We start from the raw sequence: 18,336 nt of genomic DNA, 5'->3' as shown, positions 1-18,336 counted from the left end.
TTCTGTCCTTTAGCATCGGTCAGCATAGCGGTAATAAGCATTGCAAGCACCTTCAGAACTCACCATACAGCTGCCCATCGGGCGGTTGGGTTTACAGGCTTTACCAAACACTTTGCATTCTTGTGGTGTGGCTAGACCTTTGAGAATATCGCCACAGCGACATTGCTTATGATCTGGTGTGTCAATATGGGTGAAATGTCCAGCGAACTTCACTTCAGCATCGCGATGCTGGAAGGACGGTTTAAGCTGTAAAGCCGATCGAGGAATATTACCCAGCCCTCGCCAGTTGAATTGATCGCGAACATCGAAAACACGGTCAACCTGACGCTGGGCCGTTTCATTACCCGCATAGGTCGCTGCACGACTGTATTGCACCTGTAAGGCCACTTGGCGAGATACTGCCTGTTCTACCAGCATCAAAACCGACTCCAAGACATCGACAGGTTCAAAACCACCTACAACCAACGGCACACGGTAGTTATCGATAATGGGCTGGTAGATTTTAGCGCCACTGATCACACTCACATGGGACGGACCAATAAATGCGTTGATTGGAGACTCGCCACCAGCGAGCACCGCTTCCATCGCCGGCATCACCAGCACATGGTTAATGTGGAAAAATAGGTTATCTAACTGCTGCTGTTCAGCACATTCCACCAGCACAGCTGTCATCGGGGTTGTCGTTTCAAACCCAATAGCAAAATAGACCACCTGTTTATCTGGATTGTTACGGGCGATTTTTAGCACATCCATCGGATCATAAATGGCTTCGATATTACCGCCCTCAGCACGGCACTGAGCCAGAGTACTTTTCGAACCAGGCACTCGAATCATATCGCCAAGAGTAACCAGCACAACATTTGGCAACCGAGCCAATGCAATCGCCTGATCTATCCGTTCTTTAGGCATAATGCACACAGGGCACCCAGGACCATGTACAAACTGGAGATTACCTGGCAATAGCTGTTTTAAACCATACTTCATGATGGTGTGAGTATGCCCTCCACACACCTCCATGATATAAAGTGGCTGTTGAAGCTCAGTGGCCCGCCGAGCAATTTTTTCCGCGATAGCCTTAACAACATCCGGCTGACGAAACCCTTGATACAGCTCTTTCAATGGCATCATTGTAATAGCACCTTTATGTCATCTTCGTCCATTTCAGCCAAAAGCTGGCGATAGGTTTCGAGGCTTTCTTGTGCCTCCTGTTGGTCGATTTTACTAATGGCAAAACCAACATGGATCAGAACATGATCGCCAGCAACCAAAGGGGCCGAAATCAGATGGGTGCTAACTTGTCGCTGAACACCCAAGGTGTCGACCAGCGCCGAAGATTCATCCGGATAAACTTCCAAAACATTAGAAGGAATACATAAACACATTGTTGCCTCGTTATATATGCAGTACGGAATAACCGCTCACGCCCTTTCAGGCTCATGGGTGGCATACCAAAGTTGCCCTGCGGCAATCCCCCCGTCATTTACCGGGACGGTTTCACCGCAATAAATAGAATTCGTTAATGTAGACAGTTGTTGATAAACCAGATCGAGCAAAACTCGATTTTGAAATACCCCACCAGAAAGCACGACGGGATAAGCAGGAAAAGTGGCCGCGACCATTTTGATGTTATGCGCAATAGCCTCAAACAAACCTCGGCTGAGAAAAGTCACCAGTAGCGACCATGTGCCTGACTGTGTATCTGACGATAAATCAGATGGGGCAGCTGCAATCAGTGACAAAGCGTTATCAAGCAGAGGTTGCCAATCGATCATGTTGGTTTTGGTAAGATGAAACTCCATCGCAACGGAGCCCGTCGCCGCCAATGCAGCCTGTTCAAGTAACAAACCACATTCACCTTCATAGTCAACAGAATCAACCAACCCCAACAAGCTTGCCCATGCATCAATTAATCGCCCCATAGAAGAGGTATAAGGCGAGCTATTACCTGACTGCCAGAGCAAAAATAGGTTATCCATCTTGCTCTCGGACCACCTCTTAAATACCGCGAGTTCCATACGCTTAATGTCATTCAGGGAGTAACATTCAAGCAGCATCGCAAACACAATACGGGCGGGAGATTTAATGGCACGATCACCGCCCAGCAAACGAAATGGACGCAAATGAAAAACCCGCTCAAAATGCTGAGAAGAACTCAACAATACCTCACCGCCCCACACAGTCCCGTCATCGCCCCACCCCGTTCCGTCAAAGGCAAAACCCAACACAGTCTGATTAATTTTATGCTCAGCCATAACGGCCAAGACATGAGCATGATGATGCTGAACCTGATGCAGAGTTATGGCTTGCGAGGCCAGCTGCTGACGCTCAATAGCATACTGCGTTGAAACATATCCCGGATGCCTGTCGCAAATGATTTGCGTTGGCTCAACCTGATACAAAGACTCAAAGTGACGGATCACATCCAAATAGCGATGCTGGGTATCAAGATCATCGATATCGCCAATAAAGGGGGAGAGGATCCACTGCTGAGCCAAAGACAGACCAATTGCGGCTTTCTGCTGGGCTCCCATTGCTAATATGGGCCATTCTGAACCGTTACCAGCCTGACTATAGGGCGCATATCCCCTAGCCATTCGCAGTACTCGGCGTTTTCCACCAGCAAAATGAACCACGCTGTCATCACAGGCCTGAACGATCGGACGGTTGTGATCCAATACGCCGTCAATCAAACCGTCGAACTGATCGTAGACCTCGTCATATTCCGTCGCTATCGGCATGCCTGAACCGTTAGCACTGGTAAGCACGATGGCTTGATCAAGATGTTCTAATAGCAAAACATGCAACGGTGTATAAGGGAGTATTACCCCCAAATACGGTACGCTGGGAGCGACATTGGCAGCTAAGTAAGATTGAGGTACGGCCTTTTTCTTCATTAAAACAATCGGACTCGGTTGGGAATGCAACATGTCCCATTCTTTTGCTTCTCCCCATACCAGTTGCTTGGCTGCATTACCATCAGCCACCATGATCGCAAACGGCTTGCGCTGTCGACGTTTGATTTGGCGCAAACGCGTAACGGCATCACTATTACTGGCATTACAAGCCAAATGAAAACCACCCAGACCTTTAATGGCTACAATCCCACCTCGTTGCAAGGTTTTCGCTGTCTTATCAATAGCTAACGCTTGGTGTGCCAGTACCTTGCCGGAACCCGACACGTAGCGAACCGATGGGCCGCAGTGCTCACAACTGATTGGCTGAGCATGGTAGCGTCTATCCAGCGGGTTTTGATAAGCTTGCTGGCAAGGCTGACACAGCGAAAATGATCGCATTCCGGTAACCGCCCGATCATAAGGAAGTGCTTCAACAATGGTGTATCGGGGACCGCAATGGGTGCAGTTGGTAAACGGGTAACGATAATAACGCGAGGCTGAATCGGCAATATCTGCACGACACTCCTTACATATGCCCTGATCTGGCGAAAGACACACACTGGTCAATGCCCGCCCTTTACTTTGCTTGATGCAAAACGATGTCACTTGGTGCAACGGGCGTGGCCAGACAGCCACCTGATCAATTCGACTGAGTGGTGGAGCTTGCAACGTTAAATCAGAAATGAATACATCTAGCTCTTCAAGTTTCCCTTGCACATCTATTTTGACGCCTTCGGAATCATTAATCACAGATCCTGCCAACTGATGCCGGATTGCCAATTGATAGACAAACGGTCTAAATCCGACTCCCTGTACAATGCCTGTAATATGGATAAACCTACGCTGCCTCATACTTGCCACTCGCTTGCTGACCAACCGTTGATAGATTCACATGAGATCCCAGTTAAGAAAAAAGTAATGCGCCACCAAATGCCGTCATACTCATTCCGATACCAAATCCAACCGCATTTAGGATCACTCGGTTCTTCATACAACTGACAGCAACCTGTACTAAAAAGATCCCAAACATGTGCAGCATTGTTGTCGCCAGTACAAAACCTGAGAAGTAATACAGCGCCTGACTATCGAGCGGCATTTCCATCCCATGAGCCATTCCGTGAAATAAGGCAAAACCCATCACCAAGGCCAACGTGGCTTTTTCTGATACGCGAGCACCGGAGCATAGCAATATCCCCATAGCTACCACAGACAATGCAATACCAATTTCAACACCCGGCATCACAAGTCCAGAGATCCCCATAACACCGCCAACAATCATGATGGCAACAAAAGCTAACGGCAGACGGTATCGCCCCTTACCACCCAAAAGTGCAGCCAGCATACCCACACCTAGCATGACGCTCAGGTGATCTATACCGGTTAGCGGATGAATAAAACCACTTTCAAAACCATGTGTACCAATATGACCTGGGTGAGCCAGTGCCAATGGTGAGAACAGCGTAAATAAGCCAGCTAATAAATATTTCTTTTTCATGTCGAATGTCTTCCTTAATCAATTGAGAAAATAACGTTAAATAACACCGAAAATACGTTCGGGGTGGGCATAGACATCGGCGCGCCCTGGGCGACAATAGCCCAGCAAAGTCACATTGAGTTTCTCAGCCAACTCAACTGCCATCTTGGTTGCAGACGAAATAGCAAAAAGGATTTCAACGCCTGCGGCACCCACTTTTTGCACCATTTCAAAACTAGCTCGGCTGGTTACTAATACCGCCCCACCTTCAAAGTGATGACGGTGGATATACCCCACTAACTTGTCGAGTGCGATATGCCGTCCGACATCTTCGAAAATCGCCAAAATCTGCCCGTTATTATCGAGATAGACCGCCGCATGTGCCGATCCCGTCAGCTGATTCAACTGTTGCTTCAGCAACAGCTGATTCAATGCTCCGTCAAGGAAGCAAATATCAAACTGGGTATTGGTGGCCAGCGGTGTCAGGGAACGACACACCGATTCCAACTTCTCTTCACCGCAAATACCGCAACCTGTCATTCCCGCCAACGAACGACGTTTTTGTTTCAAGTTAAACAAACAACGGTTAGCCACACTGACATCCACGGTAATACCGTTTTCGCCCGAGGAAATATTAATATTATGGATATCACGGTGATGTTGAATAATGCCTTCGGACAATGAAAAGCCAATGACGAAATCCTCCAAATCATTGGGGGTACACATCATTACCGTATATGCGACACCATTAAATGTTATCGCTACCGGCATTTCTTCAATTATATAATCCATGTCATGCCAACTCTGTTTTCCTTTTCGAAAACGGACAATAGGCAATTCACTGGCGTTAGTGAACGCCGAAAATGAAAGTAATTCGCTCATACTTAAACTCAACTAATATTATTTACAACCAAGGCTGGCTTTAAAAATAAATAACGGTACTAACCAGAAGCAATAGTCATCATTTACTCTGAATGACTTTTGTTTATTTCAGCCAAATAGTCATGACTTTTAATACCCATCTTTTGCATTCTCGATAATAAGGTCGTTCGCTTTACATTTAATTTAACTGCCGCTCCTCTAGGACCGGCAATTATTCCGTTACTCTCTCGCAATGCCGAAATAACCGCATTACGATCAAATATATTTTCGGTCGCTGCCAATATGGGTTTAGAATTGATTATATTATTTTGGCTATTCACCGAACTGGCCGTAACTAGTTCATCGATAGGCGCACTCAGTACATGACCTCTCGTTAAAATCACCGAACGCTCAATAAAATTACGAAGTTCACGTACATTTCCCGGCCATGGAAAATTAGACAATGTATCCAATGTTTCAGCAGCAATCGCAGTAATATCTTTACCCATTTTTTTTGAGATAACCCGCGTGAAATGTTTAACTAACAACGGGATATCTTCAGGACGCTCACGTAAAGGAGGGATCTTGATCGGGAAAACATTCAGTCGATAATACAGATCCCCTCTGAAAGCTTTAGATTCCACCATCGATAAAAGGTTGGCATTGGTTGCGACCACGATTCGTACATCAACCGATATCAACTGGTTCTTACCAACACGTTCAATCTCACTTTCCTGCAGTGCCCGTAAGAGCTTCGGTTGCAACTCGAGTGGCATATCACCAATTTCATCGAGAAAAAGCGTCCCTTTATGAGCTTGCTCAAATCGCCCTACCCGTTGGCTTATCGCCCCGGTAAAGGCCCCTCGTTCATGGCCAAATAGTTCGCTTTCAAACAAACCGGCAGGGACTGCTGCACAGTTCATTTTGACCATTCGAGTATTGCTACGTCGGCTAAGCTTATGAATCGCCTGCGCAATAAGCTCCTTACCTGTTCCAGACTCTCCTAAAACCAATACCGTACTATCACAGTCAGCAACCATCGCGACTTGATCCAGTACCTTGTTCATCACCTCACTCTGACTGATGATGTCATCGAAAATAGCATGATCCATATAGCTTTCTTCGATATTGATATAGTCAGTTGTCGGAATGGTTTTCGAAATCGCCTCATGAACCTTCAAACTATGCATCGCCAAGGCAACCCGAGCCGCTATCTGCAAGAACAATTCGACGTCCTGAGGTGGATAAGGTTTATCTTCACGCTGCATATAGCAGATATAACCGATTGTACTGTTACGAAAAACCATCGGTACAACGCATGCACTCTTTACCGCTAGAGGGAAAAAAGGCACATTACTATCGAGACTCAGCTGCTGTATTGTCTTAGCACTCAGGACTACGGGTTTATTCTTTTCCACCGCATCTTTAATCACGTCATCATTGGAAAAAAAGTGACAGCGATAATCAATTTTTCCGTGACTATAACTACAAGAGTGTTGCCCGTAATGGCCGTCATGGGTCTGAATAATTGATAAGTCACTCATAGAGAAATGTTGATATAAAAACTTCAACAATGATGTAATTAATTCTTTTTTTGTACTACGGCTTATCACTGCATTCGTGACATCAACTAACATTTGAAAGTTATTACGCTCATCACTTATCTGCTGCGCAATATTAGACGCCAATTCATGTTCAATAATATGTTCAACCATGGAGGTAATCATATTAGTGAACAGTTTGAATTGCTTTTCTGAATAACTATCATCTTTTAGCTCGACATTAATAAACTCTATCGAACCAAGTTGCTTGCAGGCAGAAATTAACGGCACTTTACAATAGTTATCCACATTATTATAAGCAGGATGATCAATTAGCTGAGGATAACTGAAATATAATGCTTCGCCTTGTATTTGATGAGTACAACCATCATTAACAATACTATGCAATAAAAGACTATTCTGATTATATTGGTAACACTGAAGATCTTTTTCCTGGTCAAAGAAATATAACATAGGCGATGCATCATGATCATTTTTCAGAATAATATTGACACGCTCTACCTGAATAAACGATAGGTCGTCACTATTTAGAAACGTCATCAAACCTGAAATATCATTACTCGATAGCAAGGCTTTCGATAAATTCATCAAATCACTTTCAAAATGTTCCATGGTTCGGTCATCTCGTACTGTTCATTCAAATGGCAGGCAAATACCGACCAGTTTTATTTATCATACAATTCTGAGCTATCTATCAAGATAGGCATTGATCTGCATCAACAAGAACAAAGCACAACTATCTGATATTTAAGTATCTTTATACATTTCCACTCAAAAAAGGTGGTTTCCTTGGTAAATCAATACCAAGGAAACACACTAATCATTACGCATTCACGACATGATTTTTCAAGCGGGCTTTCAAATTACTGTACTCAGTCTGTACATAATTTTCGGCCCATGCCTGATCCTCTATCTGCTCGACTTTCACCGCGCAATATTTGAATTCAGGCGTACTGGAAATAGGATCCACATGCTCGATAGTGAGTTCATTACAGGCTCCTATCCACCACTGGTAGGTCATATACACCACACCAAGGTTAATACGGTCATTACAATTAGCGCGGGTAATGACCTTACCGCGACGGGATGACACCCAAACTAATTGCTGATCGTCGATACCCAAAGCCCGTGCATCATCTGGGTGCATTTGTACATAGCCCGGTTCATCGGCTAATGTCTGCAATGCAGCACAGTTACCTGTCATAGAACGACACGAGTAATGACCCACTTCGCGAACCGTTGACAATACCAACGGGTATTGGTGATCGGGTTGCTCATGCGGTGGACGCCACTCAGCAGCAATTAGCTTGCCCTTGCCCGACGGCATGGTGAACTTATTCCCTTCGAACAAGAATGACGTCCCTGGGTGATCTTCTGTCGGACAAGGCCATTGCACCGACTTCAATCCTGCCATTTTTTCATAAGTCGCACCGGTATACAGCGGACATAGGACGCGCATCTCATCCCAGATTTCCTCAGTATTGCTATAGGACATCGGATAACCCATACGGGTGGCCAATAAACTGAAGATTTCCCAATCAGGTTTAACGTTCGGCGGTGGTGTCACGGCTTTGTAGAAACGTTGGAAACCGCGGTCGGCACTGCTATAAACCCCCTCATGCTCGCCCCAGCTGGTTGCTGGGAAGATGACATCTGCCATTTCAGCAGTCTGCGTCATGAAGATGTCCTGAACAATGACGAGCTCCATCTTGCCCATCGTTTTTCGCAATGCAGACAAATCAGCTTCGGTTTGAGCTGGATCCTCACCAAAGACATAGAATGCCTTACAGATCCCTTCATCGACTTTATGGCCAATTTCAGTCAAACGGTAACCCGGTTTGCCAGATAGGCTAACGCCCCAAGCATTTTCGAACTTTTCTCGAAGGCTGTCATCCGTAACGTCTTGGTAACCTGGGAACTGGTGTGGCAGCATCCCCATGTCACAGGTGCCCTGCACATTATTCTGACCACGAACAGGGCCACAGCCCACGCCACGACGGCCAAAATTCCCCGTCATCAAGGCCAACGAAGCCAAGCCACGTACTACATCAACAGCCTGACCGTATTGCGTCACGCCCATTCCCCATAGGATCATGGCTTCTGGTGCGGCGGCATAGGTACGTGCAGCCTGACGAACTTCTGCAGCACTCAAGCCTGTGATCGTTTCAACCGATTCTGGTGTATAGTTCGCCACCAGTTTACGGAAGTCGTCAAAACCTTCAGTATGTTTTTGAACATAGGATTTATCGTATAGGTTCTCTGTAATCATGACATTGGCTAAGGCATTAACCAGTGCCATATTCGAACCATTTTTCTGCTGCAACCATTGATCTGCCACGCGGGCTGATTCAGTTTTACGCGGGTCGCACACAATAATTTTCGCACCTTTGGCACGAGCTTTAAGAATGTGTCTTGCTACAACCGGATGAGAATCAGCCGCGTTATAACCGAAAATAAGCAAACATTTTGTATCTTGAATTTCGGGAATGGCGTTGCTCATTGCACCATTACCTACTGTTGTCTCCAGACCGGAGACTGATGGTGCGTGTCACACCCTAGCGCAGTGATCGACATTGTTGGTTCCGATGACCGCCCTTGCCAATTTTTGCATAACATAGTTAGCTTCATTGCCCGGACCACGGGCAGAGCCTGTTGTCATGATCGCATCAGGACCAAATTTATCCTTGATGGCGAGAAGCTTCTCACTGGCAAAATCCAGAGCTTCATCCCACGATACCGCTTCCAGATCGGCACCTCGAGTACGGCGAATCATGGGTTGCTTGAGTCGCGGTGTCAGTAAGTTGGTATCATTAAGAAAATCCCAACCATAGTAGCCTTTCAAGCAAAGTTGACCTTCGTTGGTACGGCCGTCAGCAGGCTCGGCACCAACCACTTTGTCATTTTCGACCACCAACTTCAGTTTGCACCCTGTTCCACAGTAGGGACAAACAACAATTGATTTTTTCATATCAGCCTATTAAATCATCTATTTATCAAAGAGAAGGAACTACAACAGCACTCAAAGCAGCTGCTTCACGTTTCTGTTTGTTGGTTTTATTCAGGGTGCTGGGCTCAATGATCTGTATTGCCCCCGTCGGACAAACTTGCACGCAGGCAGGTCCTTCTTCACGGTGGCTACACAAATCGCATTTCAATGCCTGAGATTCAGGCACCTGACGCTTAAACAACGCAGACCCTTTGGTGTCTTCAACCATTTTAGTCACGACATTCATCGCCCCGTATGGGCAAGCAATGACGCAGGTTTTACAACCGATACAGCGAGACTGCACCACTTTGACATGGCCATCCTCAAGGACAATTGCATTATTGGGGCAAACCTGAGCACACGGAGCATCATCACACTGGCGACACATTATCGGTGTCGTCACTTGCGCATTCTTCACCAACGTCAATCGCGGTGAAAATTCAGACGGATCCAAAGCGGCAAGCGAGCTGTCTGCTTGATGAGAAATCACGCACGCTACTTCACAGGTTCGACAACCAATACACAAATTTGGATCTGCAAATACAAATCGGTTCATGGTGTATCCCTTGTTGAAATCGATACATTGAAGCCAAAACTGTGACCTCGCCCCCTATAAAGCAGGTAGTGTGCCAACAATTTAAAAACTCAAATAAAAACCATAACCATTTGAATAGTAATGTTTAAATAAAAAAAGCTCAGCATATGCTGAGCTTTTCATGATTGTCGACACACAATGTCGACAGCTTTCGTCAAAAATGTCGAAGGTTATCGACACACTTCGTCAGCAATGTTCGAAACTATCAGCGCCCTGCCAGTTCGACAGCTTGGTATAAATAGCAGCCACCGCCTCTTCAACCATCTCTGTCAGCGGAAACGAAAAGGCAACAATGGCTGGCTGAATACCGACAAACACCACCTCGGGAACAAAGGTTTTTAGCTCGTCGATCAAAAAACTCAATGGCAAGCTGTGGGTCGATACCATAAACATATCAGCAATAGTATCCGGGTCGATAATCCGTACCGTCCCTGCTGTTTCGCCGATATCTGCAGCATCCACCACGACCACACGCTCTGGCATTGCCGCGCGTATCAAGTGCAAACAATCTTCGGGCATTGCCCCGCCTTCCATCACCGCCCAACCAAATACTGGCTTCTCTTTTAATTTCTCGGCCAACAACGGTCCAGCACCATCATCCCCCATCATGCTGTTACCCACGGTCAATACGATCTGCTTGCTCATCGTTTCTTTACTGATTGTTGCTTTATTCACTGGCCCCCCCGGATCATCATGTACATACTCGGCTCATGGTAAATCGCCGTCAGAGCACGGATAAACCCCTTCGTTAGACGTACTGACGTTGCTGTCTGTTCGTCTGGTGAAATGGCATCAAAAGCACAGGCCAGCATATTAAGGTGCTCCGGATAAATAGTAATTTCACCAAACCCTAAGAACCCCTGCATTTTCCGGAATGCTTCACTGTCTTCAGGCAGCCCCTTTATCCATGCCAGATATTCTTCGCCACTGCATTCCAGCACAGCATTTAAACAGTCCACCACCCCAAGGTGGTGACCAATAGCCAAGCTGTAATACATGATCTGTTTGGCTTCTTCTGGCACATCATAGTTTTCATCGACAAACTTACGGCTCAGGCTATAGAAGTAAACATGCCCCTTGATATGCCGTGACTGTGCCAGCTCAGCCATTACCTCACTCATGCCATTACCTCACATGCTTTAGTCTCTGTGCTTTTCGAACAACCACCCTGCCCCGTCAATGCTTCCATGGTTTGACTCAATAGGATATTGACGATCTCCGTTAAACGCGGATCGTCTTTTTCAGTTAAATAAGCCGCTATCTTGCTATCGACATTATCTGCACTGCAGGTTGCCAGCACATCCATGACGTCATCAGCAATACGCTGACCTTGCACGTAGCCCGCCAAAAGACGGGCTTGGCGCTCAATCATCACCTTAATATCCAACGGAATAGCGGTATGTTTCAGGCTTGCTTTCTGCTCTTCGGGCTGATGGGTTTTGGCGTGTAGCTTTTGATCCAGTAGGCCAAGTGCCACAGCAAAACCGTAAATGGTTGCCGCGGGGGTTGGTGGACAGCCCGGAATATAAACATCGACCGGAACAATTTTATCGGTTCCGCCCCATACACAATACAAATCGTGAAAGATACCGCCATCGCAACCGCACGCCCCGTAAGACACCACAATTTTAGGATCCGGTGCTGCCTCATAGGCACGAAGAGCCGGCGCACGCATCGCACGGGTAACGGCTCCCGTGAACAGGAGGATATCGGCATGACGCGGGGAAGCAACAACCTTGATACCAAAGCGTTCAGTATCAAAAACGGGCGTTGTTGCCGCAAAAATTTCAATTTCACAACCATTACAGCCACCACAATCGACACGGTAAACGTAAGCCGAACGGCGAATTTGCTTGATCAGTGCATCTTTCAGCTGCTGGCTGTTTGGTGCTAGAGCAACGGGCACTGTTTGAGTATGGGCAGTCCCGACAAGCTGTTTAATACCTTTCACAATTCCTCCTCAAGATAGCGTAGGTGACTGATATTTTCGCTGTCGAGCATATTATTGCGGCGACGGCATTCAGGACACGTTTCCAACTGTTGGCGACGCAGCTTCAATTGCTCCTCCGTGCCCCCACTTTGTGCCAAGGTGTCTAACACATACTCGAGTAATTTTTGGGCGACAAACGGGCGTCCGCATTGACCACAGTCGGCAAGACTAAACACGGCGTCTTCATATAGATCTTCTTTACGCGTTACCGCCAACTCAAAATTCTGCGACAAGGTAATCGCCTTCGTCGGGCAGACTTCTTCACAACGACCGCAGTAAATACACCGCGCCATTGACAGCTCCCACCGGCGAGTGCCGGCTTTCACGTCCGTTTCCATGATCAAGGCATTAGCAGGACAGGCACGGGTACAGGCACCACAAGACAAACACTGGTTGGCATCCAACTCTGGCTTGCCGCGAAAATCGCCACTGATTTCAAGCGGGGCAAACGGATACTTCGTTGTTGCCTCACCGGTTTTAATTACCGTTTTTAATAGCTTAAACACATGGCCTCCTGCTACAGCTTGAATGGTGAGTGTTTGCGGTTAATGCTGTATTGCTCAATCGCTTTATACGGAATGGTTTTACTGCGCTTTTTCTTGGTATCAACAATGGTGACGCGGTCGGTACACGAATAGCACGGATCAAGACTACCGATGATCAACGGTGCATCGGCCACGGTATTACCACGTAGCATATAGCGTAACGTTGGCCAGTTAGCGTAGGTTGCAGCACGGCAACGCCAGCGGAAGAGTTTTTGGTTATCCCCCGTCATACTCCAGTGAACATTCTCGCCACGCGGTGCTTCAGTAAAACCGAGCGCAAACTTGTTTGGCACGTAATCAAACCCTTCGGTCAAGATCGCTCCCGCAGGCAGGTGATCAAGGCCATATTCAACAATATTTAATGAGTCAAAGACTTCACCTATCCGTACCATCACGCGCGATTGAACATCACCGTTTTCCATGCTCTGCAGTTCAAAGGGGACATCACCGTAAGACTCCAGCGACTGACCGTGAACAATACGCGCATCACGCTTAAACCCACTGGCGCGAATAAGCGGACCGACAGGACTGAAGTCACGGGCGATATCTTTGGCAAGAATACCAACCCCAGCAATACGGCTCTCAATATTGGGGGTGGCAAGCAGTACATCGACTAATTCAGAGAAGGTTTTACGTACTTCACGTACTAACGCGATACCTTTTAGGCGCTGCTCTTTTAAGAAGTCACGACGAACACCGCCAATGAGGTTCATTCCGTAAGTCTTGCGGGCACCAGTCAGCAATTCGGCCAGCTCCATGGTTTTTTCACGGATACGGAAAAACTGCATAAAGCCCGAATCAAAACCGACAAAGTGGCTCGATAGACCAATATTGAGCAAGTGGCTATGCAGACGTTCCACTTCAAGCAATACCGTTCGGATCATCTTGGCGCGAAACGGGACATCCACCGACAAGGCATTCTCAATCGTATTGCTGTAACCAACACTGTGTGTGAAGCCACAAATACCGCAGACCCGATCGGTGAGTTGGGCCACTTCTTGGTAACCCATTCGAGTCTCTGCCAGTTTTTCCATTCCGCGATGAACATAAAACATGCGGTAATCGGCATCAACAATGTCTTCGCCATCAACAAATAAACGAAAATGTCCCGGTTCATCAGACGTAATATGCAGTGGGCCTACCGGTACAATACGGTTACTGTCATTACCTAGCTGATTGTCAAATTGGTAGGTTTCAGTTTCTGACGTTGGTTGCGGACGCTGACGATAATCCATCGCATCCTTACGAAGTGGATGAAGATCCTCAGGCCAGTCATCAGGCAAGACCAAACGACGCTCATCTGGCAGCCCCACCGGACGTAAACCGTACATGTCGCGCACTTCACGCTCGCCCCACACGGCAGCAGGGATCGTCGGCGTCACGGAAATAAATTCCTGACTGTCAGCGTCAACCAAGATTTTGACTGTGACCCAACTCTTCACCTCACCTTCCATAGAAAGCGAATGATAAACCGCGAAGTGTCCATTAAGGCTACGCTCATCGTTACCGAAGGTCACCGCTAGCCAGCCGCCCTGATCGTAATAAAGCCATTTCATCACCTCGACCAGTGCCGTCATTTTTACTGTAATCGTCACTTGATTTTCGGTCTGCCACTCTTCATCAATAATGGCTGACGGAAAGAAATGATTTACCCCATCGACATACTGTTTACCAATCCGACCTTGTTGCGGCTTGGTGCTATATTCCTCAACTGTATTGTTTGTCATTATCATTACTTACCAACCAAAAATTAAAAAGACCAGCGCCAATACGGCCACTAGAAAAGCAGGAAAAATTGCACGATGAATTTTCATAAAACGAAAACGCGCCATGGTGTTTTCGGCAATACCGGCAATCAAGAACACCACCAGTAATTTAATGAACAAAATGACGAAGGCAGCAAACAACCCTTCAGTACTCAAGCTCGCAGCTTTTCCCCAAGGAATAAAAATAGCCAAAAATAGCTGAGCAACAACAAGCTGTTTAAGACCAAGGCCCAGCTTTACCATCGCCAGACTGGCACCAGAGTATTCAGTCACCGGTCCTTCTTGCAGCTCCTGCTCGGCTTCTGCACTATCAAACGGCAATTTGCCCATTTCTATAAACAGCGCAAACGCACAAACAGCGCCAGCCAAGATAATCGTTAACGGTTGCTGCCATTGGGTCGTTGCCATCGCATGACTGATATACCCCAAGTCCGTTGTTCCGATAGCCAGTGCCACCACCACAATTGACAGGATCAAAATAGGTTCAACCAAAATACCGAGGGTGAGCTCTCGGCTACTGCCCAATCCACCAAACATGCTGTTGGAATCAATACCCGCTAGCGCGAAGAAGAAACGGAAAATGGCCAGTAAATAGATATCGGTAATAATGTCGCCTGAAATAGGGAATGGGGATACCTGAGTCATGGTTGGCAGTGCCATGCCAATCAGTAGCATGGTGACAATTAACACCCACGGCATGATCCAAAATATAAATCCTGCATTGGAGGGAGCCACAGACTGTCGACGGAGTAATTTGCCGATATCACGGTAATCCTGCAAAACCCCCGGCCCTTTACGCGAGTGAATTTTGGCGCGAATGACCCGCGAAAATCCAGTGGCTAATGGCGCGAGCGCTAACATGAGCATGGCTTGTACGACGGCTAATACAATCCAGCCGGCAGTTGGCATTTCAAGTGGAGACATGATCAACTCACTCCTGACATGAAGGGAAAGAACAACACGACAAATAACGCAACAGTGCTACACAAGAAATATACCTTACGGCTATCAAGGCCGTTATCTTCTGCGCTTTGGCTGCCATCAGTGGTAAGACAAAGACGCGGCAAAACGTAGCGTTCAATCAACGAATGTTGAGGACGATTGTTATAAATAAAACCAAACATATGGCGCATTGGACGCGTAACACCTGCTGCAGAAACGGTCATACGGTGTTCATATTGATAGCCACAGGCCCAAGGGTCACCTTGCTGACGACGAGCCAAGCGACGTTGACGAAAGGCATATAGCAAAGTCGCAGGTACCAAAGTCAGCAAGACCAGTGCGATGGCAATAACAGGAGTAGACAGAATCGCCTGATCGGCAGCGACAGGATAAACCGCCATACCATTCGCGACTGAGACTGGCGCGATATGCAAAATTGAAGACGCTATCGCGGAGAAATAAGGCGCAATCCATGGCGAACCGATCCCTAAGACAGCACACAACACAGCAAGAGCCGATGTTGCGGTGATCATGGCTGGCCCCACTTCACGGGTTGTCGCGGCTTGCTCCGTTTTGGGTGCGCCGGCAAAACAGATGCCGTAAACCTTAACGAAACACATACAAGCCAATGCACCGGTTAGTGCCAGCATCACCATGCCAAAAGGCCCAGCTAGCATATTCACAACGCTACCGGTTTTTCCGAGGCTAAATAACGACTGGTAGATAAACCATTCAGAGACAAATCCGTTAAGTGGCGGCAACGCACAAATGGCCAAGGTGCCAATTAAGAATGTAATAGCGGTTTTTGACATGGTTTTGCCCAAGCCACCCATCTTATCCATATCTTTGGTGTGCATCCGATAGACAATCGAACCGGAGCCTAGACACAACAGACCTTTAAATACGGCATGGTTCAATAGATGATACAAGGCACCCAATAAACCCAGTAATGCCAACGTCGGATGATGAGAGGCAATACCAATCATGCTCACCCCGACACCAATTAAAATGATGCCAATATTCTCAATCGTGTGATAAGCCAATAACCGTTTAATATCATGCTCAGCGAGGGCATACATCACCCCAAGAACAGACGATAAAGCCCCAAAAATCAGTACCAGAAAGCCCCACCATAATTGGGTTGCCCCCAGAAATAACACACCAACCTTTAGAATGCCGTAAATACCGATTTTCACCATGACGCAAGAGATCAAAGTTGAACAATACGATGGTGCAATCGGGTACGCTTTTGCCAGCCAACCATGAAAACCAATACCGGCCGCTTTGATACCAAAACCGGCCAAAGCCAATAAAAACACCAGTGATGCGGTAGTGCCTGTAACAGGGTGATGGGTAAATGCACTGAAGTTATAACTATTAGCCTGCAGCGATAAAATCAAAAATGCCGCCATGATCAACACGCTGGCGACATGATCAGCAATAAAATATTGTAAGCCCGCTTTCTTGCTTGCCACGCTACCGTCACTGATAACAATCAGCCAAGAAGCCAGTGAAATGATCTCCATTAATACGATAAAGAGCATTACATTGGCTGACACCACTAAGGCTGTCATCGCGGCAGCAAAAACATTAAACAGAATATTTATTTTCCAACCGCCTTTACCTAAATATTCTTTTAGGTAATTAATGGAATAGACAGAAGCTGCCATGGTCACAACAGATATCACCACCACCATCAAGGCAGACAGCATATCCATATTGACAATACGACCAAGCTTATCGGCCAAGTCATCACCACAAACAATGGTGGTTAAACCGGCAAGCACACCAAATAACCCGCCGAAGGCACTGATCACCCCTGCAATGCGTAAACTTTCTTGTTCCTGCTTGCGTCCCACCAACGAGACTAGTGCGGCAATGGCATAACAAATTAAGGCAAATAGAACTAAAATTAATGGATTCATTCTGTTACTACTCCACATTTAACTAATGCAGAACTTTCTGCAGCACACTGGCGTTTCACTCGACGTGCTTTGGTCATACTCGCTTCATCAACCACGACCAGCGCTTGAGTCGGGCAGACCTCCACACAGGCTGGGCCATCCTCACGAAAACCACACAAATCACATTTCACGGCAATGCTTTTCACCCCAGGTTCCCAAGCCAAAATATCTTGACCGAACGTACTGGGCACCGAGGTAGATGGGTTACTGGATCGAGGAGTAGAAGGGATAAACGTATCGTAGCTATTTGCCATCGCCACAGGACGGCTACCATCAAAGGCAATCGCACCAAACGGGCAGGCTACGGCACACAATGTACAACCGATACACAGGGTCTCGTTCAGTAAAACCCGATCGCCTTCTTTGGTGATAGCCTGAACAGGACACACCTTAGCGCAAGGGGCGTCTTCACAATGGCGACACATAACAGGTGCTGTTGCATCTTCATGCTTGATCACCGTCAGCCGGGGATGGCTTTGCAGACCTTCTTTTTTATGTACCGTTGAGCACGCAGCCATGCAGGTGCCACAACCAATACACTTCATAGGATCTGCAATTACAAAGCTTTTCATGACGTTCCTAGTCAATTGCTAAAGCCTTTAAATAGCAAGTACTATGCCATCTATTAGAAATACCAATTAAAAACTAAAAATCAACAACTTAAGCGCATTACTCACTTGTGTCATAGGCCTAAGGTCAACAACTAACTGTCATCGACAGTCGATGTCGACAATAGTGTCGAATGACAGAGGTTCTC

Annotated in this window: 16 protein-coding genes; all 16 read right to left on the bottom strand. The window is 46.8% G+C overall.

What is annotated here, in order from left to right; all coding sequences use genetic code 11:
• Positions 1-9: 9 nt before the first annotated feature.
• The 16 genes from hypD to C9J48_RS17820 all read right to left on the bottom strand — a co-directional run bounded on the left by hypD (position 10) and on the right by C9J48_RS17820 (position 18,151).
• Positions 10-1,128: a hydrogenase formation protein HypD gene (gene hypD / locus C9J48_RS17895; RefSeq protein WP_006232949.1), complete on the bottom strand. Its 1,119-nt coding sequence runs from the start codon at positions 1,126-1,128 to the stop codon at positions 10-12.
• On the bottom strand, positions 1,125-1,382 hold the full coding sequence (locus C9J48_RS17890) for a HypC/HybG/HupF family hydrogenase formation chaperone (RefSeq protein WP_006232948.1): 258 nt from the start codon (positions 1,380-1,382) through the stop codon (positions 1,125-1,127). The genes hypD and C9J48_RS17890 overlap by 4 nt, the downstream gene beginning before the upstream one ends.
• A gap of 36 nt (positions 1,383-1,418) precedes the next feature.
• Complete coding sequence (gene hypF / locus C9J48_RS17885) at positions 1,419-3,746, bottom strand: carbamoyltransferase HypF (RefSeq protein ID WP_036804019.1); 2,328 nt, start codon at positions 3,744-3,746, stop codon at positions 1,419-1,421.
• A gap of 52 nt (positions 3,747-3,798) precedes the next feature.
• Positions 3,799-4,389: a HupE/UreJ family protein gene (locus tag C9J48_RS17880; protein ID WP_006232946.1), complete on the bottom strand. Its 591-nt coding sequence runs from the start codon at positions 4,387-4,389 to the stop codon at positions 3,799-3,801.
• 36 nt (positions 4,390-4,425) lie between these two features.
• Positions 4,426-5,250 carry a formate dehydrogenase accessory sulfurtransferase FdhD gene (gene fdhD / locus C9J48_RS17875; RefSeq protein ID WP_006232945.1) on the bottom strand — a complete coding sequence of 275 codons (825 nt, stop codon included), beginning with the start codon at positions 5,248-5,250 and terminating at the stop codon, positions 4,426-4,428.
• A gap of 83 nt (positions 5,251-5,333) precedes the next feature.
• Positions 5,334-7,403: a sigma 54-interacting transcriptional regulator gene (locus C9J48_RS17870; RefSeq protein ID WP_006232944.1), complete on the bottom strand. Its 2,070-nt coding sequence runs from the start codon at positions 7,401-7,403 to the stop codon at positions 5,334-5,336.
• A gap of 211 nt (positions 7,404-7,614) precedes the next feature.
• A complete protein-coding gene (gene fdhF, locus C9J48_RS17865; protein WP_081450125.1) occupies positions 7,615-9,759 on the bottom strand; it encodes a formate dehydrogenase subunit alpha in 2,145 nt (714 codons plus the stop codon).
• A 25-nt stretch (positions 9,760-9,784) separates the two neighbouring features.
• Positions 9,785-10,333, bottom strand: coding sequence for a 4Fe-4S dicluster domain-containing protein (locus C9J48_RS17860; protein ID WP_006232941.1), 549 nt, complete (start codon positions 10,331-10,333; stop codon positions 9,785-9,787).
• 225 nt (positions 10,334-10,558) lie between these two features.
• Positions 10,559-11,017: a hydrogenase maturation peptidase HycI gene (gene hycI / locus C9J48_RS17855; RefSeq protein WP_036804128.1), complete on the bottom strand. Its 459-nt coding sequence runs from the start codon at positions 11,015-11,017 to the stop codon at positions 10,559-10,561.
• A gap of 26 nt (positions 11,018-11,043) precedes the next feature.
• Positions 11,044-11,493, bottom strand: coding sequence for a formate hydrogenlyase maturation HycH family protein (locus tag C9J48_RS17850; RefSeq protein ID WP_006232939.1), 450 nt, complete (start codon positions 11,491-11,493; stop codon positions 11,044-11,046).
• The gene (locus tag C9J48_RS17845; RefSeq protein WP_006232938.1) at positions 11,490-12,323 is read right to left on the bottom strand and encodes an NADH-quinone oxidoreductase subunit B family protein; all 834 of its coding nucleotides are present in this window, start codon (positions 12,321-12,323) and stop codon (positions 11,490-11,492) included. Before C9J48_RS17845 ends, C9J48_RS17850 begins: the two co-directional genes overlap by 4 nt.
• Positions 12,320-12,868, bottom strand: coding sequence for a formate hydrogenlyase complex iron-sulfur subunit (locus tag C9J48_RS17840; RefSeq protein WP_006232937.1), 549 nt, complete (start codon positions 12,866-12,868; stop codon positions 12,320-12,322). Before C9J48_RS17840 ends, C9J48_RS17845 begins: the two co-directional genes overlap by 4 nt.
• An 11-nt stretch (positions 12,869-12,879) precedes the next feature.
• Positions 12,880-14,634 (bottom strand): hydrogenase large subunit, encoded by a 1,755-nt coding sequence (locus C9J48_RS17835; protein ID WP_006232936.1) that lies wholly within the window; start codon positions 14,632-14,634, stop codon positions 12,880-12,882.
• A gap of 9 nt (positions 14,635-14,643) precedes the next feature.
• Positions 14,644-15,597, bottom strand: coding sequence for a respiratory chain complex I subunit 1 family protein (locus C9J48_RS17830; protein ID WP_006232935.1), 954 nt, complete (start codon positions 15,595-15,597; stop codon positions 14,644-14,646).
• A gap of 2 nt (positions 15,598-15,599) precedes the next feature.
• Positions 15,600-17,540, bottom strand: a complete 1,941-nt coding sequence (locus tag C9J48_RS17825) for a proton-conducting transporter transmembrane domain-containing protein (protein ID WP_006232934.1) — start codon at positions 17,538-17,540, stop codon at positions 15,600-15,602.
• Positions 17,537-18,151, bottom strand: coding sequence for a 4Fe-4S dicluster domain-containing protein (locus C9J48_RS17820; RefSeq protein WP_006232933.1), 615 nt, complete (start codon positions 18,149-18,151; stop codon positions 17,537-17,539). Before C9J48_RS17820 ends, C9J48_RS17825 begins: the two co-directional genes overlap by 4 nt.
• Positions 18,152-18,336: the final 185 nt, after the last annotated feature.

The organism is Photobacterium profundum, from assembly GCF_003026285.1.
In the GTDB taxonomy this organism is placed as follows: domain Bacteria; phylum Pseudomonadota; class Gammaproteobacteria; order Enterobacterales; family Vibrionaceae; genus Photobacterium; species Photobacterium profundum.
This window is presented reverse-complemented; position numbering and strand designations above follow the sequence as displayed.

Bases quoted from the DNA above. Each gene is read 5' to 3' on its own strand.
- C9J48_RS17880 (WP_006232946.1), bottom strand. From the start codon at position 4,389: ATGAAAAAGAAATATTTATTAGCTGGCTTATTTACGCTGTTCTCACCA.
- C9J48_RS17870 (WP_006232944.1), bottom strand. From the start codon at position 7,403: ATGGAACATTTTGAAAGTGATTTGATGAATTTATCGAAAGCCTTGCTA.
- C9J48_RS17830 (WP_006232935.1), bottom strand. From the start codon at position 15,597: ATGTCTCCACTTGAAATGCCAACTGCCGGCTGGATTGTATTAGCCGTC.
- hycI (WP_036804128.1), bottom strand. From the start codon at position 11,017: ATGAGCAAGCAGATCGTATTGACCGTGGGTAACAGCATGATGGGGGAT.
- C9J48_RS17825 (WP_006232934.1), bottom strand. From the start codon at position 17,540: ATGAATCCATTAATTTTAGTTCTATTTGCCTTAATTTGTTATGCCATT.
- C9J48_RS17820 (WP_006232933.1), bottom strand. From the start codon at position 18,151: ATGAAAAGCTTTGTAATTGCAGATCCTATGAAGTGTATTGGTTGTGGC.
- hypF (WP_036804019.1), bottom strand. From the start codon at position 3,746: ATGAGGCAGCGTAGGTTTATCCATATTACAGGCATTGTACAGGGAGTC.
- C9J48_RS17835 (WP_006232936.1), bottom strand. From the start codon at position 14,634: ATGACAAACAATACAGTTGAGGAATATAGCACCAAGCCGCAACAAGGT.
- C9J48_RS17860 (WP_006232941.1), bottom strand. From the start codon at position 10,333: ATGAACCGATTTGTATTTGCAGATCCAAATTTGTGTATTGGTTGTCGA.
- hypD (WP_006232949.1), bottom strand. From the start codon at position 1,128: ATGATGCCATTGAAAGAGCTGTATCAAGGGTTTCGTCAGCCGGATGTT.
- fdhD (WP_006232945.1), bottom strand. From the start codon at position 5,250: ATGAGCGAATTACTTTCATTTTCGGCGTTCACTAACGCCAGTGAATTG.
- C9J48_RS17890 (WP_006232948.1), bottom strand. From the start codon at position 1,382: ATGTGTTTATGTATTCCTTCTAATGTTTTGGAAGTTTATCCGGATGAA.
- C9J48_RS17850 (WP_006232939.1), bottom strand. From the start codon at position 11,493: ATGAGTGAGGTAATGGCTGAGCTGGCACAGTCACGGCATATCAAGGGG.